Raw genomic sequence first — 23111 nt, forward strand, 5'->3', positions numbered from 1 at the left:
ACTTAAGAGCACCATGGACTATCTTTTTGATCCGTACTTTTCAGCCGCCAAAACTGACACTGCCCGGGGCGCTGCTGCCCAGGCTGAGCCTGTTGATGCGGAGCCCGCCCAGACTTCCGGGGAGCGCCCGAGGGCGTCCCGCGTGGACGAACAACGGGCGGCGGATCTGCTCCAGGGCTTGAATCCGCAGCAGGAAGAAGCCGTCAAGCACGGCGGTTCGCCGCTGCTGATCGTAGCCGGTGCCGGATCCGGAAAAACCCGGGTTCTCAGTCACCGGATCGCGTACCTGATGGCGACCGGGCGCTCCAATCCGGGCCAGATCCTGGCGATTACTTTCACGAACAAGGCCGCCGCCGAAATGCGGGAACGGATCGAGGCCCTGGTGGGCGGGGTCGCGAAGACCATGTGGATTTCCACCTTCCACTCCTCCTGCGTGCGTATCCTGCGGCGCGAGGCCAAATCGGTGGGGATGAATTCCAACTTCTCGATCTACGACTCCGCTGATTCGCTGCGCCTGATCACGCTGGTGGCCAAGGGCCTGGATCTTGATCCCAAACGGTTCACGCCCAAAATGATCATGCATAAGATCTCGGCGTTGAAGAACGAACTGATCGACGACGAGTCATTTGCCGCTTCCGCCAATTACGCCGACCCGTTCGAGCAGGCCGTGGCCGAGGTGTACAAGGGCTACACGGAGCGCATGCGCTCTGCCAACGCAATGGACTTTGACGATTTGATTGCGCAGACGGTGTACATGTTCCGCGCCTTCCCGGGAGTGGCCGAGTACTACCGTCGCCGCTTCCGCCACATTTTGGTGGATGAGTACCAGGACACCAACCACGCCCAGTACGCCCTGGTGCGTGAACTGGTGGGCGTCCCCGGGGAAGGCAACACACTGGACATTCCGCCGGCGGAGCTGACGGTGGTGGGCGACTCCGATCAGTCCATCTACGCCTTCCGCGGCGCCGACGTCCGCAACATCGTGGATTTCGAAAAGGACTATCCCTCCGCCAGGACCATCCTGCTGGAGCAGAACTACCGTTCCACCCAGAACATCCTGAACGCGGCCAACGCGGTCATTTCGCGCAACCCCAACCGGCCCGAGAAACGCCTGTGGACGGCCGAGGGCAGCGGCGAGAAGATCGTTGGCTACGTTGGCGAAAACGAGCATGAGGAAGCACGGTTCATTGCCGAGGAGATCGACCGGCTGCAGGATGAGGAAAACCTGCGCCCCGGGGACGTGGCAGTGTTCTACCGCACCAACGCCCAGTCCCGCTCCCTCGAAGACGTCCTGGTCCGGGTGGGGCTGCCCTACAAGGTCGTGGGCGGCACCCGGTTCTACGAGCGCAAGGAAATCAAGGACGCGCTCGCCTACCTGCGGGTGCTGGTGAACTCCGACGACGTCGTGAACCTGCGCCGGATCCTGAACGAACCCAAGCGCGGCATCGGGGACCGGGCGGAATACTCCGTCGCCGCCCTGGCCGAACGTGAACGGATCTCCTTCATGGCTGCCCTCCGCCGGGCAGCAGAGGCGCCGGGACTGGCCACGCGTTCACTGAATGCAGTGAACGGGTTCGTCAAGCTCATTGACGATCTCGCTGAAGTCGCCAACGGCTCCGGTGCCTCCGCCGCCCTGGAAGCGGTGCTGGAACAGACCGGATACCTGGCCCAGCTGCGGTCCTCCCCGGATCCGCAGGACGAGTCACGGGTGGAGAACCTCGCCGAACTCGTCGCGGTGGTCCGCGAATACGAAAAAGAGAACCCCGAGGGATCCCTGGGGGAGTTCCTGGAACAGGTCTCCCTCGTGGCCGACGCCGATTCCATTCCGGATGCCCCGGAAGGCTCCGCCGAGGAGGTGGCCGCCGCCGTTGAGGAGTCCCGCCGCCAGGGCGTGGTCACCCTGATGACCCTGCACACAGCCAAGGGCCTGGAGTTCCCGGTGGTGTTCCTGACCGGCATGGAGCAGGGGCTGTTCCCGCACCAGCGGTCCGCCACGGATCCGGCGGAACTGGCCGAGGAACGCCGTCTCGCCTACGTGGGCCTGACTCGTGCACGGAAGCGGCTCTACATCACGCGTTCGGAAGTGCGCAGCATGTGGGGGCAGAGCCAGTACAACCCGGCCAGCCAGTTTGTGGGGGAAATCCCGGGGGAACTGATCGACTGGAAGCGCGAGGGCATGGACCGCCCCACCTGGGGCGGCAGCACAGGCTCCGGCTCCAGCCGCTACGGCGGCTCCTCCTGGGGTGCCGGTTCGGCGTCGGGCCCGGGCACCGGCGGGAGCATTTCCGCCGCACCCGTTTCCAAGGCCATCGGCCGGGTGCAGCCCCAGAAAGAAGTCATTTCAGTGGGCGTGGGGGACAAGGTCAATCACACGACCTTCGGCCACGGGACCGTGCTGGCCGTCGAGGGAACGGGTGACAAAACGGTGGCGAAAGTGAAGTTCGACGTCGGTGAAAAGCGCCTCCTGCTGCGTTACGCACCCCTGACCAAGGAGTCCTGACTGCCGGTCAGGACCCGCCGCTCATAACCCACGCTCCGCAAATTCTACAAACCATAGAACTGTGCGCTTAATCACTAAAGAGGTAGTCTGGGGACGGCGTTGGACGCCGAGCGACTAAAGTTCCAGTGGGGCAGACCGGCACGACGCATCTGCTTCGGCGATCATCTGATCGAATGTAAACCTACTTCGACGTAGAAGGACACTAGCCCGTGGACCTGTTTGAATATCAGGCGCGCGATATGTTTGAGGCGCACGGTGTACCCGTGCTTGCCGGAATCGTGGCGCACACTCCTGAAGAAGCCAAAGCTGCAGCCGAGAAGATTGGCGGCGTAGTTGTCGTCAAAGCACAGGTCAAGGTCGGTGGCCGAGGCAAGGCCGGCGGCGTCAAGGTCGCGAAGACCGCTGACGAGGCGTTCTCCTACGCTTCCGACATCCTCGGCATGGACATCAAGGGCCATACCGTCAACACCGTGATGATTGCCCAGGGCGCCGACATTGCCGAGGAGTTCTACTTCTCCGTTCTTCTGGACCGTGCCAACCGCAACTACCTGGCCATGTGCTCGGTGGAAGGCGGCATGGAAATCGAGGTCCTCGCTGTTGAGCGTCCCGATGCCCTGGCACGCGTGGCCGTTGATCCCGCCGTCGGCATCGATCAGGCCAAGGCCGAAGAAATCGTTGACGCCGCAGGGTTTGCTCCCGAGCTGCGCGAAGGCGTCATCAACGCGATCCTCAAGCTGTGGGACGTCTTCGTCAAGGAAGACGCCACCCTCGTTGAGGTCAACCCGCTGGTCAAGACCGGCAACGGTGAAATCCTGGCCCTCGACGGCAAGGTTTCCCTGGACGAAAACGCAGACTTCCGCCAGCCCGGCCACGCCGAACTGGAAGACAAGGACGCTGCCGACCCGCTGGAGGCCAAGGCCAAGGCCAACGACCTCAACTACGTCAAGCTTGACGGCCAGGTAGGCATCATCGGCAACGGTGCGGGTCTGGTCATGTCCACGCTCGACGTCGTCGCCTACGCCGGCGAGAAGCACGGCAATGTAAAGCCGGCAAACTTCCTCGACATCGGCGGCGGGGCTTCCGCTTCCGTCATGGCCGCCGGACTGGACGTCATCCTCAACGATGAGCAGGTCAAGTCCGTGTTCGTGAACGTTTTCGGCGGCATCACTGCCTGTGACGCAGTAGCCAACGGCATCGTCAAGGCCCTGGAAATCCTCGGCGACGAAGCCAACAAGCCGCTGGTCGTCCGTCTGGACGGCAACAACGTCGAAGAAGGCCGCCGCATTCTTGCTGACGCCAACCACCCGCTGGTCACGCTGGCCACCACCATGGACGAAGGCGCCGACAAGGCTGCCGAGCTCGCTTACGCCGCTCGCTGACCCAGAGCCTGTCGAACCTTTAGAAAGAGAATCCCCTTATGTCTATCTTTTTGAACAAGGACTCCAAGGTCATCGTTCAGGGCATCACCGGCGGCGAAGGAACCAAACACACCGCCCTGATGCTCAAGGCCGGAACCCAGGTTGTCGGCGGCGTTAACGCCCGCAAGGCCGGTACCACGGTCACCCACGGCGACGTCGAACTGCCCGTCTTCGGCACCGTCACCGAAGCCATGGACAAGACCAACGCCGATGTATCCATCGTCTTCGTGCCGCCGGCCTTCACCAAGGACGCCGTCATGGAAGCGATCGACGCCGGCATCGGCCTCGTCGTCGTCATCACCGAAGGCGTTCCCGTGCAGGATTCCGCTGAGTTCTGGGCACACGCCCAGTCCAAGGTGGACGAGAACGGCAACCAGGTCACCCGCATCATCGGCCCGAACTGCCCGGGCATCATCACGCCGGGCGAGGCACTGGTCGGGATCACCCCGAACAACATCACCTCCAAGGGCCCGATCGGCTTGGTTTCCAAGTCCGGCACCCTGACCTACCAGATGATGTACGAACTGCGCGACCTTGGCTTCTCCACCGCCATCGGCATTGGCGGCGACCCCGTCATCGGCACCACGCACATCGATGCCCTCGCGGCCTTCGAAGCTGACCCCGAGACCAAGGCCATCGTCATGATCGGCGAAATCGGCGGAGACGCCGAAGAGCGTGCCGCCGAGTTCATCAAGGCCAACGTCACCAAGCCGGTTGTCGGCTACGTGGCGGGCTTCACGGCTCCCGAAGGCAAGACCATGGGCCACGCAGGCGCCATCGTCTCCGGTTCCGCAGGAACCGCCCAGGCCAAGAAGGAAGCCCTTGAGGCCGCGGGCGTGAAGGTCGGCAAGACGCCGTCCGAGACCGCCACGCTGCTGCGCGAAGTTTTCGCAGCGCTCTAGTACACGCACGCAGACCCCCGTCGGCCGGAGTTTCTCCGTCCGACGGGGGTTTTGTGCGCTTGGATATAAGCAGAAAGACACCTGATGTCCACACTTCTTTCCCCCGGAGCGGCTGCACAGCAGGGAAGCAGCCGCCACCGCGGCGCGCTGGGCCGCGCCTCCTGGATCGCAACCCTGGGCGGGTTCCTGTTTGGTTATGACACCGGAGTCATCAACGGGGCGCTGCCCTTCATGCAGACGGACCTGGGACTCACCCCGTTCACCGAAGGCCTCATCACATCAAGCCTGCTGTTCGGTGCAGCCTTCGGCGCCGTCATCGCCGGCCAGCTCGCCGACCGCTTCGGGCGCCGCCGGCTCCTGATGATGCTGGCCATGGTCTTCCTCGCCGGAGCGCTTGGCACCGCAGTGGCCCCCTCCGTGGGGCTGATGGTCGCTGCCCGCGTGGTCCTGGGACTCGCCGTGGGCGGGGCATCCGCCGTCGTGCCCATGTTCCTCTCCGAAGTCGCCCCGGCCGCCCGGCGCGGGCAGATGGTGACCCGGGACCAGCTGATGATCGTCACCGGCCAGCTGGCGGCCTTCACCACCAATGCCGTCATCGGCAACGTGTGGGGCGAGGAGAACCACGTCTGGCGCTGGATGCTGGCAGTGGCTTCACTGCCGGCCATTGCCCTGTGGATCGGCATGAAATTTGTGCCCGAGAGCCCGCGCTGGCTCGCCGCGCAGGGCCGCTATCCGCAGATGATGGCGGTGCTGCAGAAGATCCGCAGCTCCGAGGACGCCCAAACCGAGTACGACGACGTGCGGGCGCTGGCGAGCCACGAAACCACCCGCCGCGGCTCGCTGAAGGACTTCGCGGAGCCTTGGCTGTTCCGGGTGCTGCTGATTGGCATGGGGATGTCCGTGGTCCAGCAGATCACCGGCGTGAACGCGATTGTCTACTACGGCACGCAAATCCTGGCCGACGCCGGTTTCGGCACCGAGGCCGCGCTGACCGCCAACATCGCCAACGGAGTCGTGTCGGTTGCCGCTTCGATTCTGGGTATCTGGCTGCTGGGAAAAGTGGGCCGCCGGCCGATGCTCATCACCGGCCTGATCGGAACGTCCTCGACGCTGCTGCTGATCGGTGTTGCGTCGCTGACCATGGCTGAAGGCACTGCCCGCGGCTTTGTGGTGTTGTCCCTGACCGTCCTGTTCCTGGCCTTCCAGCAGGGCTCCATTTCACCGGTCACCTGGCTGATGATCGCAGAGATCTTCCCGCTGCGGGTCCGAGGACTGGGGATGGGACTGTCGGTGTTTGTGCAGTGGATGGCCAACTTCGCCGTCGGCTTCTCGTTCCCGATGCTGATGGCGGGGCTGGGAATCTCCAGCACCTTCTTCATCTTCGTGGCGCTGGGCCTGTGCGCAATCCTGTTCGTGCGTCGTTTCATGCCGGAAACGCAGGGCAAGTCCCTTGAACAGCTGGAAGCCGAGCTGAAGGCTGCGGGGTCCAACTAGCCGCTGAGGTTGGAGCGAGCGGAGGGCCTGGTTGCTGCCAATGGCCCCTTCCATATAACACCAGGGACCTGCCACCGGATATCGGTGGCAGGTCCCTGGTGTTAGAGCTGGGTTTTACAGCGGCGGAGGTTAGCCGCGCGGACGCAGCTGGCCGTCATCCGCAGCTCCTGCCGACGGTGACGGACGTGCCGGAACCGGAGCGGGAGTGATGACGTCGTGTGCGGTGGTGTCGTGTTCCTGCGTGGCGAGGTCGAAGGTCGACCCGCCGTGCTCGTCCACGCCCGTGGCGATGGCACGCTCCACCACTGACTTGGTCAGCTGCCGGCGCAGGGCCATCGGATCGCGGGCCAGGTCCTTGGCCAGGGCTACCGTCATCAGGAGCATCACGATGGCAAACGGCAGGGCCGCCACGATGGTGATCCGCTGCAGCGCGCCCAGGGCGGCCGAGGGATCGTCGCCGCCGGCCAGGAGCATCACTGCTGCCACGGCGCCCGTCAGGACACCCCAGAAGATGACGACGGTGCGTGCCGGCTTCTCGGAGCCGTTGGAGCTCAGCGAAGCCATCACGATGGAGGCCGAATCGGCGCCCGTGACAAAGAAGATGCCGATCAGGACCATCGCCAGGACACCGACCGCAGCTGCGATCAGGTTGGGCATGGGCAGCAGGGCGAAGAGCTCAAAGAGTGCTGCATCGGATCCTGCGGCAGCCACCAGTGAATCAGCTTCACCCGGGGCGGCGCTTTTCGTTGTTCCGATGGCGGCGCCGCCGAAGATCGAGAACCAGAGAATGGTGACTGTGAAGGGGACCAGCAGGACTCCGGTGACGAACTGGCGGATGGTGCGGCCGCGGCTGATCCGGGCGATAAACATGCCGACAAACGGCGTCCAGGAGAGCCACCAGGCCCAGTAGAAGATGGTCCAGCCGGAGAGCCATTCGCGCATGCCCTCGTCGCCGACGGCCTCCGTTCGTGACGCCATCTCAGCCATGTTGCCCGCATAGTCCGCGATAGCGGAGGGGATGACGTTGAGGATAAACAGGGTGGGGCCGGCGATAAAGACGATGATCGCCAGCAGCATGGCCAGGCCCATGTTGATGTTGGAGAGCCACTGGATACCGCGGGAAATCCCGGACATGGCCGAGGCGACAAAGCAGGCGGTGAGGACGGCAACGATGCCCACCAGGATGCTGGTGCCGACAGTGCCGATCGCGCCCGTTGATTCCAGGCCGCTGCCGATCTGCAGGGCGCCCAGGCCCAGGGAAGCAGCCGTGCCGAACAGTGTCGCGAAAATGGCGAAGATGTTCAGGACCTTGCCCAGCGGGCCGTCCACGCGTGCCCTGCCGAAGAGGGAGGTAAAGGCGGAGGAAATGAGCTGCTTGCGGCCCAGGCGGTAGCTGCCGTAGGCCATGGCGATGCCGACGATGGCATACATGGCCCAAGGATGCAGTCCCCAGTGGAAGACCGAGGTGGCCATAGCCGTCCGGAGCGCCTCCGGGGTCTGGCCGTCAACGGTGCCCGGCGGAGGAGAGACATAGTGGAACATCGGTTCGGCAACGCCGTAGAACATCAGGCCGATGCCCATGCCGGAGGCAAACATCATGGAGATCCAGGACGCCGTTGAAAACTCCGGTTCCTCGTCATCCTTGCCGAGGGGAATATGGGCGAATCGTCCCAGCGCGAGCCAGAGGACATAGACCACGAAGAAGGAAGCCAGCACGACGAACAGCCAGCCGGTGTTTTCCATGACCCAGTCCAGCGCCGACTGCGACGTGGTCGCGAGCGAATCCCTGCCGTAAAAACCCCAGACGATGAAGGCAATAGCCAAAACGCCGGTGACTCCGAACAGTACTTTGTCCAGCTTGGCGGGGGTTTCGGTGCTGCGGGCGGTCTCATGCGCGCGCTCCGTCTCCCGGAGCTGCGCCAGGAGTTCCTGGTCAGGGTCGGCGTCCGGCTCAATGGTCTCTGCCGGGGGCTCGTGGGTGTGTGATGCTGCTGTTCCGGCGTCCGCGCCATGGAGGGTTGCTCCGGCGCGTCCTGCCGGACCCGGCCCCGAAGGGGGGGTGGGTTCAGTCATGTTAGCCATAGGCCTTCCTTGTGTTAACGGAAGATATACCCGGTTCCCCTGGAGGATCATCGGGCTGCTTGAGAGGAGGAGGCCGGGCCCGGATTCGCAGGTGCGTTCGTCTGCGGGCATGGCTCTACCGGGTTATGAAAGCGACGCTGCCCCTCTGATGCGTTTCTTCCGTACCTGATACGTGGTGATGCGTAGTCTCTATTAGAGTTTCCCGCTTCCCTCTGCAAGTCAAATCTCTCCGAGGCTTTGGCGGGTTGCACGGTACGCAGTTTCCCGCGGCCTAAGGCAGCCGGGGTGCCTGGAGTGGTCAAGTGCACACACTCCGGGCACATGACCCGGACCGGCGGCCGGCGGCGCTGTCCGGGTCAGCGGAGGCACTGTCCGATCGGCTGCTGTTCACGTGACCCGGAGCCGGAGCCGGAGTCGGAGCCGGAGTCGGAGCCGGAGTCGCGCCCCGCCAGAGCGTCAAGGGAGCGGATGCACCGGTCTTCGGCTGCGGCCAGTTCCTGGGCCAGCTGGTCTGCTTCGGCCTGCAGGAGCTGCCCCTGAAGCGTCACGGGCGTTTTGACGCCTGTCGGGCTGATACCCGGACCGGCGTCATTCCGTTCCTTTTCCTGTAAATCCCCGGCTGCGCTCTGCAGCGCCAGGCGCCTGCTGCGGATGTCCTCGACGACGGCCGCGAAGGTTTCAAGCGCAGCTGCCGCACGGGAAGCAACCTCCAGGACGCCTTGTCCAGCAGCTCGCGGACCATCCATTGCATGATGGACCTGTTGCTGTTCGGGGGCGGCATAGGCTCCGGCCAGGGCCGACCAGTGAGCGTGGGCCTGTCGAATGGACTCACCGGCACGGGAGCTGCATGCCAGGAGTAAAGCGGCGCCTTCCCTGAGTTCCGGGACGGCAGGCAGGTGGGCAGTGCCGCTGAGATCGATACTCGAGCTCATGTCAGGCCCCACTTTCCGCTGGAGTTGTCCCCGGAGGCGCCCGGGGCTTCGTCGACGGCCACGGGTACGGGCAGCGGCTTGGTGTCCAGCGGCCAGACAAGGTCCGGCAGCGAGGGCTTAATGAGCAGCGGATTCGGGAGCACGGCCGGGAGGGGCCGGGCGGGCCACCAGGGAGATCTGCCTTGTGGTGGAAGGCCGGGTTCCGGCCAGCGGGGATACCAGCCGCCGGGCGGGTAGGCGGGGCCGGGCGGGTAGGCCGGGCCCGGCCAGCCCGGCGGGTAAGCGGGGCCCGGCCAGCCGGGCGGATAGGCGGGGCCCGCCCACCCTGGGGGATCAACCGGCCAACGAGGCGGAAATGCCGGCCACCGGGGAATCCAGGCGCCGGGCGGATAGGCAGGGCCCGGCCAGCGGGGCCGGAAGCAGTCGGGCTGCGGAAACCAGCCGCCCGGACAGGGGTAGTACAGCCGCAGCATCAAATCACGCGCAACGATGAAGGACGGGCGTCCCGGGAGTGCGGGTCGGAAGAGCCATTTCGGGCGCCAGGGCGGCGGGCCCGGCAGCGGTACGAGCGTTCCGGGTTCGGGGTCCGGCTCCGGCTCCGGCTTCTGCGGCAGTGGCAGCGGGCGCGGCAGCGGAGCCGGCAGGGCGCGTGCCGGGCCTGCATCCGGGCGTCCGGGTTTCGGAAGGGGAGCCGGCCGTGCCGGCGGAAGGAGGGGAAGAGCAGCGGGCGGGAGCGCCGATTCCGCGCTGCGTCCCGAGGCATCCGGGACGGCGGCTGCCGCGGCTTCCGCCCGTGCCCGCATCTCGTCGTCTGCGCGCAGATACTCGCCGACTGCCTGCGTGGCACCCTGCACTGCCTCCTCGGCTCGGCTCAGAATCGACCGCAGATCCGGAAGAAGGTCGCCCGCGCCCAAGGCGGTAAACGCGCGGGCCACCCGGGTGGCACCCAGGGCAGCCACAACGGTATCCACGCTGCGTTGGAGCTCGGTGGGAACGGAGGCCAGAACCATAAGGTCCGCTTCCGTTTTCCGGACCGCGTCCATTGCCGCAGCGGTGTCGATGTCGTAGGCAACCATGGTTTATCCCTTCCCTTGCCACACGGACGCACGCCACAACGGATGACGGGTTCAGACTGCGCTCCCGCCAATTGATCAGGCGAGTCGGGGAGGGCCCGCGGTCCGGACCCCGGCCGGTCCGATCAATCTAACCGAGTCGGGGAAGCGGAGATACCCAGGTGTCGTACCTGTGGACAAGTCCGACAGGCGTAGCCGGGGCGGAGGCCGTTAATGGCCGAATACGTCCGAATCCGCGATGTCTTCCTCGGTCTTCATGCCGCCAAGAGACTGCATGTCCTCCGCGTCGAGTTCGAAGTCGACCACGTCCAGGTTCTCAGCCATCCGTTCGGGGTTGGCGGACTTGGGGATGGTGACAAGGCCGGATTGGAGGTCCCAGCGGAGCACAATCTGGGCCGGAGTCTTGCCGTACTTCCCGGCCATGGCCGTGATGCGGGAATCGCTCAGGAGCCCGCTGCCCTTGCCCAGCGGGCTCCATGCCTCTGTCACGATGCCCAGGCGGGAATGGCTTTCCCGGACCTCGCGGCGCGGGTGGTAGGGATCAAGCTGAACCTGGTTAACTTCGGGAACCAGGCCGGCGTCGGCCAGCTGCTGCAGGTGCGCCGGCTTGAAATTGGATACCCCGACGGCCCGAACCAAGCCGTCGTCCTGAAGGGCGCGCATGCCGCGGAAAGCCTCTACATAGCGGTTCAGTCCGGGGTTGGGCCAGTGGATCAGCAGCAGGTCGACGTAGTCGGTGCCAAGCCGCTGCCGTGCTGCATCCGCAGCACGGCGGACGCCGTCAAAACTGTGCCATTCCTTGTTGAATTTGGTGGTGATGAAGGCTTCGCTGCGGTCCAGGCCGCTGCGCCGCAGCCCTTCACCGACTCCTTTTTCATTGCGGTAGTTCTCCGCGGTATCGAAATGGCGGTAACCGAGTCCGACGGCGGTGTCGACGGCGCGGGCCGCCTCGTCGTCGTCCAGCGGCCAGGTTCCCAACCCGATCTGCGGGATGAGGGCGCCGCTGCGCAGCGGCAGGAGAGGAGACAGGATGCTCATGGAAGTCCTTACGGAAGTAGTCGCGGTTCTTCCGCATCGTTCTCCGGGACGGACAAAAGTGCAAGCCCGCCGGTGCAGGCCCGCCGATGCAAGATTTAGACGCCGGTGCCGAACAGCATGCCCAGGGCATACGTGGCGGCGGCTGCGCCAAGGCCAATGGCCAGCTGCCGCAAACCGCGCTTCAGCGGCGAGGCGCCGGAGAGCAGGCCGACGACGGCGCCGGTCATCAGCAGCGCCAGGCTGACCAGTACGCAGGAAATGACGACGGCCGCCAGCCCGGTGAACCCGAAGATGTAGGGCAGAACCGGGATGATGGCGCCGGAAGCGAAAAAGCAGAAGCTGGATACAGCGGCGCCGAGCCCGGTGCCCACGGTTTCGTGCTCGTCGCCTCCGTCAACTGTTGCTTCCGGGTTGAGCGAGAAACTCGGATCGCAGTCGCAGCTGTACAGCCCCATGCGTTCGGCTGCCCGGTGCTCCGCGGCCTCGGGGGACATGCCGCGGGCCCGGTAGACCAGCACCAGCTCGTTGGCGTCAATGTCCAGGGACTTTGCCGCGGCCAGGGTGATCTGCGTGGGGCGGGAGGCCTCGAGCAGCTCCCGCTGCGAACGGACCGAAACGTATTCGCCTGCCCCCATGGACAGTGCGCCCGCCAGCAGTCCGGCCAGGCCGCTGAAAAGGATGAATCCGCTGGACACCCCGGTGGCACCGATGCCCATGATCAGCGCAAGGTTGGAAACGAGGCCGTCATTCGCACCGAAAACGGCTGCCCTGAAGTTTCCGGAGAGCCGGGTCCTGCCCCTGGTCGCCAGTCCGCGCACCACTTCCTCATGGATCTGCTCGTCGGCAGCCATCGCATTGGTGGCGTTCGGGTCGCTGGCATAGGGGGAGCGGCCCTCGGCGCGCTGCGCCAGGGCCAGGACGAACACGGACCCGAAGCGGCGCGCCAGGAAACCGAGCAGCCGGTTCCGAAGGGAAGCCTTGGTGCGCCGGTTCGCGTCGTCGCCCAGAAGCTCTCGCCAGTGGGCTTCATGGCGTCCTTCAGCCTCGGCCAGGGCGAGCAGGATGGCGCGTTCTTCGCCCTCGCGGCGTTCGGCCAAGTAACGGTAGGTGTCGGCTTCGGCCCGTTCATCGGCCAGATACTGCCGCCAGCGCTTCAGATCGGACGGGGACGGCGGCTGCGGACGTTCGGAAGGGCCGTCTGCGGGGTGGGTGTTCACAATGCTCCTGGTGGAAGACCGGAGCGGTTTGAGAGGTGCTCCGGTCAGCTGATGGCGAAACTGACCGAAGGTCTCGCTCGCCCGTGCGCAGTGCACACTGGGTGGGATGCCGGGCCGCACGGTGGCGGCCAGTATGTCGACAGACCTCGGCCGTCACCGCAGGAAACCGTGCGCGCCGCTGGCGTTCACTAAGATTAATTCTGCGGGAGGGCCGGAGCTACTCCCCTTCGAGCTAACAGTGTAGCGGAGATCAAGGTGAAACCCGAGGAAGGCAACATGCGGCCAGAAGGCAGCTTTGGCACCGGAACCGGCAGTGCGCGGCGGAAGCCGCCCCGGCCAACGGCTAAAGTCGAGGACGTGAGTACTCAAGCCTCCTCAGACCTGACCGAGCAGACACGTCCCTGGACCCGTCACTACGGCGAGGGTGTTCCTGCCGATCTGCACCTTCCCGAAGGGTCCCTGGTGGACATGGTGGAAGAGTCAATCCGGAAATTCGGATCAAAGCCGGCACTGCAGTTCTTCGGATCCGTCACCAGTTACCAGAACCTCGGCGAGCAGATCCGCCGCGCCGCCACCGGGCTGAGGAAGCTCGGCGTGAAAAAAGGCGACCGGGTTGCCCTGGTCCTGCCAAACTGCCCGCAGCACATTGTGGCGTTCTACGCGGCGCTGCGTCTGGGCGCCATTGTGGTGGAACACAATCCGCTGTACACGGACCGGGAGCTGCGCCACCAGTTTGAGGATCACGGCGCCACCGTAGCCGTGGTGTGGGATAAAGCAGTGGACCGGGTGCAGGCAATGCCGGCCGATATTCCGCTGCGCAGCATCATCTCCGTCAACTTGGTCGACAGCATGCCGCTGGGTAACCGGCTGGCCCTGAAGCTTCCGGTGCCGGCCGCCCGGAAAGCACGCAGCGCCCTCACCGTATCCAAGGCTCCCCGCAGCGGAGCACGGCTGGTGCTTCCCTGGAAGAAGCTGCTGGACCACCGGCCGCTGCGGCGCAGGCACCCCCGGCCCGCCGCTTCCGACCTGGCCGTCATCCAGTACACCAGCGGAACCACGGGCGTGCCCAAGGGGGCCATGCTCACCCACGCGAACCTGATGGCCAACGCCGCGCAGGGCCGGGCGTGGGTTCCCGGACTTCGGCCGGGCAAGGAAACCTTCTATGCGGTGCTGCCGATGTTCCACGCTTACGGGCTCACGCTCTGCCTGACCTTCGCGATGAGCCTCGGAGCACGGCTGGTGCTGTTCCCCAAGTTTGACCCGGACCTCGTGGTCAAGGCCGTCAAGAAGACCCCGCCGACGTTCCTGCCGGCCGTTCCGCCGATTTATGACCGCATTGTCAGCGTGGCCAATGAACAGGGTGTCTCCCTGAAGGGAGTGCGCTTTGCCATCTCCGGGGCAATGAACCTCCCGGTTGCCACCGTCTCCGCCTGGGAGGACGCCACCGGCGGCTACCTGATTGAGGGCTACGGGCTGACGGAAACCTCACCGGTGGCCATCGGCAATCCCATGGGACCCACCCGCAAGCCCGGAACCGTCGGGGTTCCGTTCCCGCTGACTGATATCCGCGTGGTGGATCCGGAGAATCCGCAGACGGACCGTCCCCACGGGGAGCAGGGCGAGCTGCTGATCCGCGGCCCGCAGGTTTTCCAGGGCTATTGGAACAAGCCCGCGGAAACGCAGGCGGCACTGCTCGACGGCGGATGGTTCCGCACCGGCGACATCGTCTCCGTGGACGAGGATCACTTCGTCACGATCCAGGACCGGATCAAGGAGCTGATTATCACCGGCGGGTTCAACGTTTCTCCCTCGGAAGTGGAGGAAGCGCTCAAGCGCCACGAGAGCATTGCCGACGCCGCCGTCGTCGGCATCGGCAAGGCGGGCGGCGGGGAAGACGTCGTGGCGGCGGTGGTGCTGAAACAGGATGCACACTTCGACGCGGAAGCCGTCCGAACGTACGTCCGCAACGAACTGGCAGCCTATAAGGTGCCGCGCAGGATCGTGCAGATTCCGGACCTGCCGCGTTCCCTGATCGGAAAGGTGATGCGCCGGCACGTCCGTGACCAGCTCATTGCGCCCGACGCCGACGCCCAAAAGCGCGACGACGGTGCGCCCGTATCCGAGAACAAGCCCTAAACCGCAATTTAGAATTTAGTACGTTCCGCCAGCAATTCCAGACCGGTTCCGCCAACAGGAAGACCAGGCCATGCCCAGAACACCGTCCCCCGATCAGCGCAGGCAGGCCGCGGAGTCCCCTCAGCGGTATTGGAGCGGAGCCCTGGGGCACGCGGGCCAGCGGTCAGCACAGATCCTCCTGGTCCTGCTCCTGGCCGGCGTCACCATCTACGGCCTGCGGCAGATCACCCTGGTGGTCATTCCGGTGCTGCTGGCGCTGATCCTGGCAGCAGCCATTTCCCCGTTCGTGAATTGGCTCCGCCGCAAGGGGTGGCCCAGCGCGCTGGCCACCGGTGTCTCCTTCCTGCTTCTGCTGGCTGCCTTCGGCGGCCTCATTACCGGCATCGTGTTTGCCATCCGAAGCGAGTGGAGCTCTCTGGTGGATCAGGCGGTGGAGGGCTTCAACGAGCTGTACCGGCTGCTCCAGGACAGCCCCATTCCGCTCGACAGCGGCACCATCGAGAACGCCCGGGATGCCGCCATCGACTTCGCCACCAGCTCGACAGCGGGCAGCGGTGCGCTGGCCGGAATCGGAGCGGCAACAAACTTCGTCACCGGCTTCGTGCTGATGGCCGTGGTGCTCTTCTACTTCCTCAAGGACGGCGACAAAATCTGGGCGTTCTTCCTGCGCTGGTTCCATGGAGAGAAGCGGGAAAAGGCCCGGCTGTCCGGTGCCCGTGCCATGGAGGTACTTGGCGGCTACGTTCGCGGAACAGCAATTGTGGCTGCGGTGGATTCGATCTGCATCGGCGCTGCACTGTTCATTCTGCAGGTGCCGCTGGCGCTGCCGCTGTCCGTGATCGTCTTTGTCGGCTCGTTCATCCCGCTGGTGGGTGCCACGGCGGCCGGGATCCTCGCGGCCCTGATCGCGCTGGTCGCCAACGGCCCGATCGTCGCCCTCATCGTGGTGATCGTGATCATCGCCGTGAACCAGTTGGAAGGAAACTTCCTCCAGCCGGTCGTCATGGGCCGCACGTTGAGCATCCACGCCCTGGTGATCCTGCTGGCCCTGACCGCCGGAACCATCCTGGCCGGCATCATCGGAGCCATCCTGTCGGTGCCGATCGCTGCGGTCTCCTGGGCGGTCATCAAGGTCTGGATCGGGGAGGACGACGGCGACCCGGACGAAGTGGCCGAACTTCCGGAGCCCGAAGATTCCGAATCGGCGAGCACGGATGCAGCTTCCGGTCCCGCCAGCCAAGCCACGTCATGAAGGCCCTGCCCGTAGAGCCCTCCAACGCGCCGATGGCCATCGGCCCGAGGATCCGTCTCGCGCGGCAGGCACGCCGGATGACGATTGAACAGGTGGCTGCGGCCACCGGCCTCACCAAGGGTTTCCTAAGCCGGGTCGAGAGGGACCTGACCTCCCCGTCGGTGGCCTCCCTGCTTACCCTGTGCCAGGTGCTGTCCATTTCCATCGGGGATCTCTTCACGGCGCCGGCCACCGAACTGACCCGGTGGATGGATGCGCCCTCGGTGAACCTGGGCGGAACGGGAATCACCGAAAGGCTGGTGACGCCGCGGACTGAGCGCCGGGTGCAGGTCATCCGTGCCGTGATTGCCCCCGGCGGCTCGGGGGAAACCGAGCTCTATTCGGTGGACTGCGACGTTGAGGTCCTGCACGTGGCGCGCGGCCGCTTTGTCCTGGTCTTCGCCGGCGAATCGATGGAGCTGGCCGAAGGCGACACCGTCACTTTCCCCGGCCAGGAACCGCACTCATGGCACAATCCCACTGATGCTGAAGCGGTGGTCCTGTGGACGCTGGTCAGCCCGGCAGCCAGCTAGCTGCTAACGGCTTATGCCGGGCGGCACTCCAGCCCCTGCCAGAGACGTCAGTCCTGCCAGGCAGAAAACAGCTTATGCCGGCTGGTACGCCTGCGACGGGGTCGTGATCCGGTTGAGGTAGTCCACGGCGCCGCTGATGTCGGTGCCCGGGGAACGGAACCCAATGTGCCCGTCCGGGCGCACCACCAGCAGCTCGGGGCGGCGAACGCTCAAACCCAGACGTTCGAAGGCCAACCCGCTGATGTCCTGGATTTCATTGGGGCTGGCTGCTGCCAGCCGGCTGCCTACATTCAGGCGCTGGACGCTTAGCCACGGGGACAGGCGTCCCAGGGCGTCATGCAGCCGAAGCTGCGTGTCAGCCGGCCACCCTCGGCCGCACAGGAGGATGTGGAATCCCGGAGTCGCCAGGATCTCGTGGAGCCGCACTTCTCGGCCGTGATCCAAAACCACGGCATCGGGCAGGCGGTCTCCTGCTTTCGGGCCGGCGGTCAGGAATGCCGGCAGCCGGGAACCGGCCGTGTCCACCATGTCGCTGCCGCGGTACTGGGTGTCGAGCTGGGAGACCGTCCGGAAGAGACGGGAGCGCAGGGCTTTTGACCCGGAAGCCTTGGGCGCGAGGGCAGGCAGAAGTTTGGTGCGGGGGAGTTTCAGCAGCCCGCTGCGGCTGGAGGCCAGCCGGAAGACGCGGTCGGTGAAGTGCAGGATGCCCTGCCCCACCGGGCGCCGTTCGGCGTCGTAACTGTCCACCAGTTCGTCCGAGGCCAGGCCGCGTGCACCCAGCGATAGTTTCCAGCCCAGGTTCAGTGCATCCTGGATGCCGGTGTTCATGCCCTGCGCCGCCACGGGGGAGTGGACATGCGCGGCATCGCCGGCGAGGAAAACCGATCCGGACTGGTAGTACTCGGCAATCTGGTGGGAGAGGTTGAAGGTGCTGACCCACTGCGGATCCTTCAGCGTGAGGTCGCCTCCGGTGAACTTGTCCGCCATCGCCTGAAGCGTTGCCAGAGTCGCTTCGGAGCTGTCACCGTGCTCTTTCATGCCGACCAGGCGCCAGGTGGCCGGGCTGCCCAGCGGGAAGAGCATCATGAAGCCGTCGTCGTTGAGGTAGGAGTGGACGATGCCGGGCTCCGCGCCGTCGGCTTCAAGATCGGCCAGGACGAAGGTTCCGGGGTAGCCGCTGCCGCGCCAATCCATACCCACCTTGGATCGCACCGTGCTGTGGGCGCCGTCGGCACCAACAACGTAGCGGGCACGGACGCGCTCGATCCCCCGGTCCAGGCGCTGGATCTTGGCTTCCATGCCGGCGAACGGATCCTCGGGGTCCAGCCGTTCCAGATCCTGCAGTTCGGCGCCGCGTTCCACGCGGATACCCCGGGAGCTCAAGTAGGAAACCAGGGCGCGCTCGGTCTCGGCCTGGGAGAGGAAGAGCAGGTGCTGGTATTCGGAGTCTTCGATCCCGGCGTCGGACAGGTCCACGGGAATGGTCTGCTCGGGCAGGTGCAGATGCAGGCCGCGCGCCGGATGGCCCGCGGCGGCGAGGCCGGCGCTGACGCCGAACGGCCGGAGGGCTTCGAGAGTGCGGGGCTGCAGGGCAAGCGCCCGGGAGTGCTCGTTGCGGTTGAGCTGGCGGTCGATAATGCGGAAACTCGTGCCGAAACTGCTTAATTGGGCCGCAAGGGCCAGTCCTGTTGGGCCCGCGCCCACGATCAGGACGTCGACGTCGTAGTTATTGTCCGCACTGTGCTGATGAGCCGCCATAGTCACAGCCTAGTCTTGACCTGAGCCCCGGTTCCACTTTAGCCTCAGGGGAAACACTTAATGCCTATGAGGCAACCTGCTCCCGGCCCGGTAATTAGGCCGTTTAGCCGCTCCCGCAGGTTGTCCCGCAGCGGCGGAACCGCCAACCTGGAGAAGACTCATATGCGGAATCCCCCGCGGATCACTGTCAACGGAAACCTTGGACCCATCGACGCGTCACTGGTGCCGCGCTATGCCGGGCCCGCTACGTTCGCACGCCTGCCGCGCCTGGACCAGGTGCAGTATGCGGATGTGGCAGTGGCGGGAGTTCCCTTTGACACCGGGGTTTCTTTCCGGCCCGGCGCCCGCTTTGGCGCCAACCATGTTCGGGAAGCCTCCCGGCTGCTCCGCCCCTATAACCCGGCGCTGGATACTTCGCCCTTTGAGAACCTGCAGGTGGCGGATGCCGGTGACATGGCCGTGAATCCCTTCAACATCGACGAGGCCATCGAGACCATTCAGGCCAATGCCATGGACCTGACCGAGAACGGCACCAAGCTGCTGACCCTGGGCGGTGACCACACCATTGCCCTGCCGCTGCTGCGGGCCGCTTCCGAGCGTGCCGGCTCTCCCGTGGCACTGCTGCACTTTGACGCGCATTTGGACACCTGGGACAGCTATTTCGGAGCCGAATACACCCACGGCACTCCGTTCCGCCGGGCGGTGGAGGAAGGCATCCTGGATACCGAGGCCATCTCCCACGTCGGCACCCGCGGCCCGTTGTACGGTAAGCGCGATCTGGAGGACGACCGGCGCTTCGGCTTCGGCATCGTCACCTCCGCGGACGTCTTCCGGCAGGGCGTGGATGAGGTGGTGGCGAAGCTTCGGGACCGGATCGGAAACCGGCCGCTGTACATCTCAGTGGACATTGACGTTCTGGACCCGGCCCATGCACCGGGCACCGGCACTCCGGAAGCCGGCGGGCTGACCAGCCGCGAACTGCTGGAGATCCTGCGCGGGATGCGCGGATTGAACCTGGTGGGGGCCGACGTCGTCGAGGTGGCGCCGGCGTACGACCACGCCGATATTACCGCGGTGGCTGCCTCCCATGTTGCCTACGACCTGATCACCCTGATGGGACTGCCGGAATGAGCGCGGCAGGACGGCCCGAAACAGTGCCCGGCGGCGCCACGTCCCTGCCCAATATCCGCGACGAGGAAACAGCCACCGCGGTTATGCCGGAGGCCGGGGCCGAGGTGCGCAACGGCGGGGACCTGGTGATCGAAACGCTTACAGCGCTCGGCGCCACCACCGTGTTCGGAATCCCCGGACAGCATGCCCTGGGGCTCTTTGATGCGCTGTCCCGCTCCGATCTGCGGTTCGTCTCCTCCCGGGTGGAAAACAATTCTGCTTTTGCCGCTGACGGCTTCTCCCGTGCCACGGGCCAGGTGGGGGTGCTGTTTCTCTCCACCGGTCCCGGCGCACTGACCGCGCTGTCCGGACTGCAGGAGGCCTACGCCACGGGAGTGCCGATGGTGGTGGTGGCCAGCCAGATCCCCATCGAAGGGCTGGGGGCACGCCGTCGCGGAATGCTGCACCAGCTGGATGACCAGAAGGCCTCGGCGGCGAACGTCACCAAAAGCCAGCGGTTGATCCAGCACGCGTCCGGCATTCCCTCGGCCATCCAGGATGCGTGGACGGAAGCCATTTCTTCACCGATGGGACCGGTGTGGCTGGAAGTGCCGCAAAATGTCCTGCTGAACCCGGTTCTGGTGCCGGCGGTGGAAGATGCCCTGGCCGAACCGTTTGATAACCCGCCCCGCACCGAACTGGTCAAGGAAGCCGTGCGCTGGCTCGCCGCGGCGGAACGTCCGGCAATCATCGCCGGCGGCGGAACCCGCCGCGGCGGCGCGGAGGAGGATCTGCTGGCACTGGCCGAAAAACTGCGCGCGCCGGTGATCTGCACCCCCGGCGGCAACGGCGCCTTCCCCTGGACCCATGAACTGTCCCTGCAGTCGTGGATCGAGGACCGCTACACCACCGAGGTCCTTGAGGACGCCGATGTGCTGCTCGTCATCGGATCTTCGCTGGGTGAGGTGACCTCCAACTACTTCACTCTGAAGCCCCGCGGCAGGATCATCCAGATCGACGCCGAACCGCGGGTGCTGGAATCCAACCAGCCGGCGCTGGGCATCCGGGCCGACGCCGGGCAGGCGCTCGGGGCACTGGACCGTGCCCTGGGACAGGCTCTTGGTTCTTCGCCCGGCAGCGCGCCGGACTGGCACGGCAAGAGCCCGGAACAGGTCGTGGCCGCCACTCTGGCGAAGGTCTCCGCCCGGCTGGACAGCCAGGACCTGGGGATGGAGCGGGCGTTCATGGCCGACATCCGCGCTGCCGTCCCCGCCGGCATGCAGACGTACTGGGATATGACCATCGCCGCCTACTGGGCCTGGAGCTGCTGGGACGCGAAGTCCGGACAGTTCCACTCCGCCCAGGGCGCCGGCGGGCTGGGCTACGGCTATCCCGGGGCCATCGGCGGCGCCGTCGGGCTGGGCGAGCGAGTGCTGGCCGTCTCCGGGGACGGGTCAGCCATGTATTCGATTGCCGAACTGGCCACCGCCCGGCAGCATAACCTGCCGGTCACCTGGCTGATCGTCGACGACGGCGGCTACGGGATCCTGCGTGAATACATGGTCGAAGCCTTCGGCAAGGCCACCGCCACGGAACTTGCCGGCCCTGACTTCGTGAAGCTGGCCGAGTCCTTTGGCGTCCCTGCGCGGCGAACTGCGCCGGACGGTGTCCGGAAGGCGCTGGAGGAATCGCTGGCCGCCGAGGGCCCGAACGTGGTGGTGGTGGAAGCAACAATTGGCCTGTTCGCCCCGACTCACCTGGCGGCCTGACCCGACGCCCGGGGGTCAGGCTTCGGGACCTTCCGGCTGCAGCGGGCGGATGTAGAAGCAATCCGGGAAGCGGGTGGCTGCCGCCTGCCAGCCGTCGCTGGCCGACGGCATCGGCCGGGCGGAGAGTACCGAGACCCGTTTGATCTCCCAGGGGCGGTCGTCCCGTTCGAGCACGTGTTCACCGTGCAGGGCACGGATGAGCCGCGAACCCTGCAAGCCTGCCGCGGCCAGGTGGTGCATTCCCTCGCTGCGGCTGACCGGACCGAGGATCCGGGTGGCTCCGTGGCGGGCTTGGCCGGATACGCCTCCGGAAACGCCCCCGGAAACACCATCAGATGCACTGACCGGAAGATAGTGCGGATCGAAACGCTGCTGGACAGCCTGCCCAGAGGTGCCCAGAGTTTTGCCTATTTTCGGCCAGCTCACGCCGGCATCATGGGCAGCCCGCACGGCCTGCCCCTGCAGGTCGGTGGAAATCCGTACGAGGTCGTGGCAGGCCGCGACGGCGGCGAGCAACTGCTCCGTGGCTGGGGGAGCGTCCGCTGGGGGAGCGTCGGCTGAGGGAATGGCGTGAGAGGGAGTGTCGGGCAAAACGGCGCCGTAACCTGCAGCGAGCCGGGACAGCTCGACGGAAAGCTGTGCGTCGGAGCGGGTGCTCATGGGGTCTCGTCGTCGCCGGGGCGCCAGGAGCCGGGACGGGAGGCGTCCGCTGACCGCTGACGGTGATTCACCAGAAGCCAGGCAACGCCGCAGAAAGGGCCCGGGGCGTGGCACTGCCAAGCTTGTTAGCAAACACTGCAATAACAACTCCGCCTCTTTGACTAGCTGGTTATTAATGACGGACTGACCATCAGTGCCCATCCGTGGAACGGCACTGGTCTCGTAGCACCGCGGCAAAAGCATGACTGAGCTACCAACCGCTCGACTGATATTCCACCTGTTCAGACACCCCTCGATGGCGTCCCTATGTTCGGAAGTGTCGGAGGGTGAAGCGATCAGTACCTGCACCACAGTGGCCTGAAATGTCATGAGTTCCCGAATTCTCGAAATCACCTTACTTCGATACCGACGCACATGCGCAAGTGTCGGGCAGACCTTGTCAATATGTAGACCGCTCCCCTGCGGCCCGCAAGCCCGGTGAGGCGGCGGAACTACCAACGCGAACCAAGCGTCACTGCTCGGGTGTAAGCCCATACCTCCACCTCGGTGAGCGTCACTGCGCAGATCAGCTCAAATACCGTGCCCAAAACTCGTTCTCCGCACAGTCGGAAGGCACTCCCATGCCCTTGAGGTTCTCCGGCGGTCGCGTGGCCAGTAGGTCGTGCAGTCTCTGCGCCCAAGAGCTGCGCGGGGATACCATATCCAAGACAGCCACTACAGTCCCCCTTTTTTTGGGCCCGCGAGATACGGACGCTACTCCTACCTAGTGCTGATCTCGAGTTTCCCAAGGGATCCCCCACCGCGACAAACCCCATGCCAGCCCCCAGGTCAGAAACCTCCCATCTCAACCTGTGGGTCTCAGACTTAGTTGGAGTGCCCCCTCCTTCTGTCTCGCATTCCAGGGGCTGTGATAGTTGCTCTTCAAAGAAGGCCTATGCCTCGGATGAGCACCGGCGCCAGCCAACTGGGGGGAAGGACCTAACTTCGGCGTTCGCGCCCGGAGGGTTGGATGCTTGCGCCAAACAGCTGATCGCGGAATATGAGTTAACATTTACCCGGATGAGGTGATGCTGACGCTTGACCACGATCTATCCTGAGAGCATGCGCATCGAGGCATTCATGAGGACTGCTACTGTCGCCGTGATCGTTGCCGCCCTAACTGGTTGCGTCGATCCGGCGCCTGGACCGACACCAGGTG

General features: G+C 65.3%; 16 protein-coding genes. 9 read left to right on the forward strand and 7 right to left on the reverse strand.

What is annotated here, in order from left to right; genetic code table 11:
* Positions 1 to 13: 13 nt before the first annotated feature.
* The 4 genes from pcrA to M1D40_RS02580 all read left to right on the forward strand — a co-directional run bounded on the left by pcrA (position 14) and on the right by M1D40_RS02580 (position 6314).
* Positions 14 to 2500, forward strand: coding sequence for a DNA helicase PcrA (gene pcrA, locus M1D40_RS02565; protein WP_461170092.1), 2487 nt, complete (start codon positions 14 to 16; stop codon positions 2498 to 2500).
* 209 nt (positions 2501 to 2709) lie between these two features.
* Positions 2710 to 3879: an ADP-forming succinate--CoA ligase subunit beta gene (gene sucC, locus M1D40_RS02570; protein WP_341395659.1), complete on the forward strand. Its 1170-nt coding sequence runs from the start codon at positions 2710 to 2712 to the stop codon at positions 3877 to 3879.
* A gap of 38 nt (positions 3880 to 3917) precedes the next feature.
* Positions 3918 to 4820 carry a succinate--CoA ligase subunit alpha gene (gene sucD, locus M1D40_RS02575; RefSeq protein ID WP_341395658.1) on the forward strand — a complete coding sequence of 301 codons (903 nt, stop codon included), beginning with the start codon at positions 3918 to 3920 and terminating at the stop codon, positions 4818 to 4820.
* Between the two features lie 84 nt (positions 4821 to 4904).
* Entirely contained in the window at positions 4905 to 6314 is a 1410-nt protein-coding gene (locus tag M1D40_RS02580) for a sugar porter family MFS transporter (protein WP_461170093.1), read from the forward strand.
* 129 nt (positions 6315 to 6443) lie between these two features.
* Here M1D40_RS02580 and M1D40_RS02585 read toward each other — a convergent pair whose 3' ends face one another.
* The 5 genes from M1D40_RS02585 to M1D40_RS02605 all read right to left on the reverse strand — a co-directional run bounded on the left by M1D40_RS02585 (position 6444) and on the right by M1D40_RS02605 (position 12656).
* Positions 6444 to 8387, reverse strand: a complete 1944-nt coding sequence (locus M1D40_RS02585) for a BCCT family transporter (protein WP_341395656.1) — start codon at positions 8385 to 8387, stop codon at positions 6444 to 6446.
* Positions 8388 to 8752: 365 nt separating this feature from the next.
* Complete coding sequence (locus tag M1D40_RS02590) at positions 8753 to 9328, reverse strand: hypothetical protein (RefSeq protein ID WP_461170094.1); 576 nt, start codon at positions 9326 to 9328, stop codon at positions 8753 to 8755.
* Positions 9325 to 10404, reverse strand: coding sequence for a DUF6507 family protein (locus M1D40_RS02595; RefSeq protein ID WP_461170095.1), 1080 nt, complete (start codon positions 10402 to 10404; stop codon positions 9325 to 9327). The genes M1D40_RS02590 and M1D40_RS02595 overlap by 4 nt, the downstream gene beginning before the upstream one ends.
* A 207-nt stretch (positions 10405 to 10611) precedes the next feature.
* Positions 10612 to 11439: an aldo/keto reductase gene (locus M1D40_RS02600; protein WP_461170096.1), complete on the reverse strand. Its 828-nt coding sequence runs from the start codon at positions 11437 to 11439 to the stop codon at positions 10612 to 10614.
* Positions 11440 to 11534: 95 nt separating this feature from the next.
* Positions 11535 to 12656: a VIT1/CCC1 transporter family protein gene (locus tag M1D40_RS02605; protein WP_341395652.1), complete on the reverse strand. Its 1122-nt coding sequence runs from the start codon at positions 12654 to 12656 to the stop codon at positions 11535 to 11537.
* Between the two features lie 276 nt (positions 12657 to 12932).
* Here M1D40_RS02605 and M1D40_RS02610 point away from each other — a divergent pair, with 276 nt between their 5' ends.
* The 3 genes from M1D40_RS02610 (at position 12933) to M1D40_RS02620 (ending at position 16616) form a co-directional block, all read left to right on the forward strand.
* Positions 12933 to 14792, forward strand: a complete 1860-nt coding sequence (locus M1D40_RS02610; RefSeq protein WP_461170097.1) for a long-chain-fatty-acid--CoA ligase — start codon at positions 12933 to 12935, stop codon at positions 14790 to 14792.
* Positions 14793 to 14862: 70 nt separating this feature from the next.
* Positions 14863 to 16044 carry an AI-2E family transporter gene (locus tag M1D40_RS02615; RefSeq protein ID WP_461170098.1) on the forward strand — a complete coding sequence of 394 codons (1182 nt, stop codon included), beginning with the start codon at positions 14863 to 14865 and terminating at the stop codon, positions 16042 to 16044.
* The gene (locus M1D40_RS02620) at positions 16041 to 16616 is read left to right on the forward strand and encodes a helix-turn-helix domain-containing protein (protein WP_341395649.1); all 576 of its coding nucleotides are present in this window, start codon (positions 16041 to 16043) and stop codon (positions 16614 to 16616) included. Before M1D40_RS02615 ends, M1D40_RS02620 begins: the two co-directional genes overlap by 4 nt.
* 72 nt (positions 16617 to 16688) lie before the next feature.
* Here the strand turns inward: M1D40_RS02620 and M1D40_RS02625 are convergent, their stop codons facing one another.
* Positions 16689 to 18374 carry an FAD-dependent monooxygenase gene (locus M1D40_RS02625; RefSeq protein ID WP_461170099.1) on the reverse strand — a complete coding sequence of 562 codons (1686 nt, stop codon included), beginning with the start codon at positions 18372 to 18374 and terminating at the stop codon, positions 16689 to 16691.
* 162 nt (positions 18375 to 18536) lie between these two features.
* On the opposite strand from M1D40_RS02625, the gene speB reads away from it, so the two are divergent.
* Together speB and M1D40_RS02635 are read left to right on the forward strand one after the other, a co-directional pair.
* On the forward strand, positions 18537 to 19505 hold the full coding sequence (speB, locus tag M1D40_RS02630; RefSeq protein WP_461170100.1) for an agmatinase: 969 nt from the start codon (positions 18537 to 18539) through the stop codon (positions 19503 to 19505).
* A gap of 83 nt (positions 19506 to 19588) precedes the next feature.
* Entirely contained in the window at positions 19589 to 21253 is a 1665-nt protein-coding gene (locus tag M1D40_RS02635) for a thiamine pyrophosphate-binding protein (RefSeq protein WP_461170984.1), read from the forward strand.
* A gap of 15 nt (positions 21254 to 21268) precedes the next feature.
* Here the strand turns inward: M1D40_RS02635 and M1D40_RS02640 are convergent, their stop codons facing one another.
* Complete coding sequence (locus tag M1D40_RS02640) at positions 21269 to 21913, reverse strand: hypothetical protein (protein ID WP_461170101.1); 645 nt, start codon at positions 21911 to 21913, stop codon at positions 21269 to 21271.
* Positions 21914 to 23111: the final 1198 nt, after the last annotated feature.

It is taken from the genome of Arthrobacter sp. Z1-15 (genome assembly GCF_054792395.1).